Source organism: Moorena sp. SIO4A5, assembly GCF_010672005.1.
Classification (GTDB): Bacteria; Cyanobacteriota; Cyanobacteriia; order Cyanobacteriales; family Coleofasciculaceae; genus Moorena.
Genome location: NZ_JAAHHZ010000394.1, coordinates 1 through 4,399, shown reverse-complemented (window position 1 = coordinate 4,399; position 4,399 = coordinate 1). Strand labels below are relative to the sequence as shown.

The 4,399-nt window shown below is 43.5% G+C and carries 3 protein-coding genes and 1 pseudogene; 3 read left to right on the top strand and 1 reads right to left on the bottom strand.

What is annotated here, in order from left to right; all coding sequences use genetic code 11:
* Positions 1-1,734, top strand: a pseudogene (locus F6K57_RS37720) (TrbI/VirB10 family protein); the annotation flags it as partial.
* On the opposite strand, the gene F6K57_RS37715 reads toward F6K57_RS37720, so the two are convergent.
* A complete protein-coding gene (locus tag F6K57_RS37715) occupies positions 1,712-1,888 on the bottom strand; it encodes a hypothetical protein (protein WP_293073516.1) in 177 nt (58 codons plus the stop codon). The pseudogene F6K57_RS37720 and the gene F6K57_RS37715 overlap by 23 nt on opposite strands.
* 64 nt (positions 1,889-1,952) lie before the next feature.
* On the opposite strand from F6K57_RS37715, the gene F6K57_RS37710 reads away from it, so the two are divergent.
* Together F6K57_RS37710 and F6K57_RS37705 are read left to right on the top strand one after the other, a co-directional pair.
* Positions 1,953-2,807 (top strand): hypothetical protein, encoded by an 855-nt coding sequence (locus F6K57_RS37710; RefSeq protein ID WP_293073513.1) that lies wholly within the window; start codon positions 1,953-1,955, stop codon positions 2,805-2,807.
* Entirely contained in the window at positions 2,797-4,182 is a 1,386-nt protein-coding gene (locus tag F6K57_RS37705) for a hypothetical protein (RefSeq protein ID WP_293073511.1), read from the top strand. The genes F6K57_RS37710 and F6K57_RS37705 overlap by 11 nt, the downstream gene beginning before the upstream one ends.
* Positions 4,183-4,399: the final 217 nt, after the last annotated feature.

Below are 4,399 nucleotides of genomic sequence, written 5' to 3'. Positions count from 1 at the left end.
CAGCAGAACAGTGGTGCAGAGAATACCGCCCCGACATGGACAGAAGAATCATTAGCTGAGTTGCTAAAATTTGATACTAGTTATGACCAAGAACAAAATCCTAGCACTCAGGGGGTAATACCATCGACTGATGGTACCGCTGATTTAGATCCAGACTTAAATGTTACCCAACAGGAATTCGCAAAATCCGGTTGGGCAAAAGGTGCTTCCGTTGGTGCAGTAACTGGGTCAATTGCTGTAGTCGCTGGATTAGTTTTTACAGGAATGACCTCCTTGTCTTCTAAGAAGAAATTGGTCGAAAAAGTTACTCCGATTCCCACCAGTGTTGAGAAGGAATCGGAAAACGCGACCGATTCTGAAATCGGACGACTTAAGACTGAATTAGCCCTAGCCAAGCAACAAAAACAGATCCAAGCCATTCAAGACAAAAAAAGACCAAAAACAACTATAGAGCTTGCCAAGTCAGAAGAACCCCCATCCCCATCACCGAAAACACCTCCACCACCTCGTCCTAGGCCAGCAGTGCGTTCAGCACCACCCCCTCCTGTGGTAAGAGCATCAACCCGTCCAGCACCCCGTCCAGTGCGCCGACCGGTGGTAATTCGTCAAGCTCCGCCACCCCGTCCAGTGCAGCAACCAGTAGTAATTCGTCAAGCTCCGCCACCCCGTCCAGTGCGCACAGCACCAGTGCGGACAGCACCAACACCACCCCCTGTGGCAAAAGCACCAACACCTCCTCCACCTCCTCCAGCCCCAGCAGCAAAGATAGATCCCATGGAGCAATGGCTGGCTTTGAGCCAACTGGGAAGTTATGGTTTGAGTTCTGGCAATACTCCAGAAGCGCCAGAGCAAAATGTAGCGATGATGGAACCAAGCCCACAAACACAACCAGTAGCCCAACGAAACAATGGGATCAGGGGACGCTCTACTATTGCTAATACATACTCAATTCCAGCTGTACAGAGAGTTTCCAACTCTCCCAATCCTCCCCAACCCCTCAATGGATCTCCCGTTATTTTTGCTGATCAAGTTGCTATCTCAGAAGAAGCCAGTATTTTAGCTGGCAGAGCAATCAGACGGAAGCTATTTTCCTTTGGTCAAGAAGCAGCTGGAGAATTAGTGACACCAATTGTTTGGACAAAGTCGAACCTATCTCGAAATTCTCAACAACCAAATTTGGATGAACGATTTGTGGTGCGTCTGAGTGAGCCTCTAGTGGATGAAGATAACCAAGTTTTGCTCAAAGCTGGTACCAAAATTGTCTTTCTCTGTGACATGGTTGATGACAGTGGACTAGTGAATAGTGATGCGATCGCATTAATCATCGATGACCAAGAATATCAGTTACCCCCAGGAGTGATTAGTCTCAGAGGAAATAAAGGTAATCCCATGGTGGCGAATGTCTGGGATCGGGGTTCTGATGATATCGCCAAAAATGACATGATCGCCTTCTTGTTTGGTTCTGCTGCCAAAGTAGGAGAAGTACTCAATCAACCTGAACGGAGTCAAATTATCACCTCCAGTGGTTTTGGCTCAAGCCAGTCTAGCACCTTCACTAGTCGAGACCGCAACCTCTGGGGAGCAGTGCTTGAGGGAGGGTTTAAACCTCTTGCTCAGGACATTGTAGAGCGTAATGCTTCAGCAACACGCCGATTACAAAATTTGCCCAAATTGTGGTATATGGGTGCCGGGAGTTCAGTACAAGTTTTTGTCAACAGACCCTTTGAGTTGTAGTATAGCGGTTTTCAATTTGGTGAGGTACAGAGTTCCTGATTTTAGGGAACAGGGAACAGGGAACAGGGAACAGGGAACAGGGAACAGGGAATAGGGAATAGGGAACAGGAAAGAGAAACCCACCCCTAACCCCTCCCAAAAATATGGACCTCATCTAATTAAAAACTGCTATAAATTTTGACAGTATAATTTTTAATTTTAGGAGCTTGTAAGTAGCCATGAATAATTTTTTTTCAGCCTTGCAAATTCAATTAGGTCAAGAGTTAAAAATTAAACCAGCCAAAACTCAAATTCTTTTACTATTTGCTTTATCCCTTTTTCTAGCTAAGCCAGCTTGGGCAGATCCTGGTAATTCAGCTATAGCAGTCAAACGGGTAAGTCTAACCTCTTCTGGGCAATCTTCAGTGCCTCAAAATAACCCATATCCAGTAGCCTTGGCTCCAGGATATGGGGTAAATATCAGTTTCATTTCTACTGGGGAAGTTATTGAAAAACTCTGGATTGATAATCCCTCATTCGTTGCTGTTGATGTCGATGGTTGCTTAGATAACTTAGTTGCTAAAAAAAATTGTGAGTATAATCAGGCAACTGTAATTCATTTGCGCCGCATTGAAGAACTTGATATTCCTGGTATACCAAAGACAAATAGCACACTTTTGACAGTAGTTACTCGTTCTGTTGAGGGTAGGCAAATTTACCTATTTAAAGTGACTCCAGCTGACCGACCTAGCGAAGTAGTCATTGAGTTTAATAAACCTACTCCTTCCGTAGACTTTATAGTCGTCGATGCCATAGAGCGGGGGATCTTTCGAGCAACCTTACAAGGACTTTTAGTCAAGGGTTCAGAACTCCATAGAAAGTTAGATAATTTCGTCGTTTTTCTCAAAGACGGTCAGACTATTTCAAATGCCGCCACTCAAGCCGGTATTTCTTTAGAATTGGCCGATAAATTGCAAAAAATGGGTCGTCGTCCAACTGTTCCAACAGCCATTTCACAAAGAGATGAACAGAAAGACACCATTGAAGTCCTAACTAAAGAAGTCGTAATCCAGGAGAAAAAGAATGAGCAGTAAGCATCAGATAAAATCAAATAAAAAGAAACCTTGGTGGCAAAAGGATAACCATCGGCGAAAAGCATTTATTCTACTCTATTGGTTCGTCACTGGCTTAGGTCTTTGCTTTGTACTTTCTGGTATTCTTATTGCCTCTGGATTAAGAATGCCAACAGCGGTCGCAACTCTTACTCCTGTTCAAAACAGTAAACTACCAGTAAAAGAAACGAAAATTGAACCCAAGGTAGAAGCACAAGTAAAACCACACGTAAAACCAAATGTAAAACCCAAGGTAGCATTAAATGCTGCAAGTTATCCTCTGCAAGACTATGTCCCAACCACAGCTTGGGAGGGGACAAAACTACCAAATTGGAATCAAGTCACCTTCGGAACTTTTCCCGGTATTTCTCAAGGGGGTTCTTTTCAAGCGTCTTCAGACGTGATTCAAGCCGTAGGTTATGACCCATCAAGGACATGGTTAGCTGGTCAAACACCAGACCAATATATGAAATTAGGAGACTTTCAGCAGATATTTGAGCTACAAAATTTTAGCTTGAATAACATTATGTCCCTAACCGGATTGGACTTAGGAAATTTGTCCTTAGCAGATTTTGGGTTAATGAGCTCCCAAACCTTAGGTAGCTTAGTAGACGCCATCCCTGATTTGGAGAGATATACTATAGAACAGCTGCAACCAGTCTTTGGTTTACTATCCATCAATTTGGCGAGTAGCTTTGACCCAACAGAAACCTTAGGAGACTTTTTAGCATTCTCACCCCACCTCAGAGACCTTTCCTTTGACACCCTTGACCTATCGGTTTATGGCTTAGATTCCCTACCTGGTATTGATGTTGCTCCCCTCGCTGCATTTAAGGATTGGCAGAATACCAATATCGCTCAAGTTCCTGGCTTATCCCAAGTACCATTTTCCCAATTTCCCAATCCGATTCAAGCACAAGGGAGCGCCATTGGTATTTTAGATATCGCCTTTGGCATAGCTGAATCTCAACGCAATAATACCATTTCCGGTAGTGATCAAGAAGGATTTAAAGTTCCCTGTGAAAGTGAATGCGCTCATATCGAATTAGCTGGTCAGCCAAGTATCAAAGGTAAGCAGTGGATTAGTGGTAAATATCAAGAAGTTGAAGGAGGTTCCGGTTTTTTAGGACAAATAAATGATGGGATGGAACCCACTGGTAGACACCCCTTTGGCGATGCCTTTAAGGTAGTGGTTTGGGATACATCAGAAACAGAAGGCTCTGCTGGTACAGCCTTGTTTTTCCGCTATTGTGTCCGTAACATGTTTGTGGATTTAGGTTGTACACCCTATTTCATCGGTCCTGTACCATTTCTGTCCTACCAGGAGCAAGACCCGATCTTTTTAGGCTTACTTTAGTCATTAGTAATTTGAAAATTGTTAATTGTTAAGCTGTTCAGCATTTAGATTGGTATACCTAAATTAATCAAAGGGAACAGGAATCCCCCCCAATACGGTTCGGTTAAGCTTGAAAAGCATGTAAACTGGTAATTGTCATCAAGGTGCGAAGGGCAAAATGCAACTCAAAGAATTCTCCTTGGTTGTACCGAAGATTGAATCAGGTACAGTACTCAAA

What these genes read in the sequence shown, in the direction of transcription:
- F6K57_RS37715 (WP_293073516.1), bottom strand. Translation starts at nt 1,888, where the DNA reads ATGAGGTCCATATTTTTGGGAGGGGTTAGGGGTGGGTTTCTCTTTCCT.
- F6K57_RS37710 (WP_293073513.1), top strand. Translation starts at nt 1,953, where the DNA reads ATGAATAATTTTTTTTCAGCCTTGCAAATTCAATTAGGTCAAGAGTTA.
- F6K57_RS37705 (WP_293073511.1), top strand. Translation starts at nt 2,797, where the DNA reads ATGAGCAGTAAGCATCAGATAAAATCAAATAAAAAGAAACCTTGGTGG.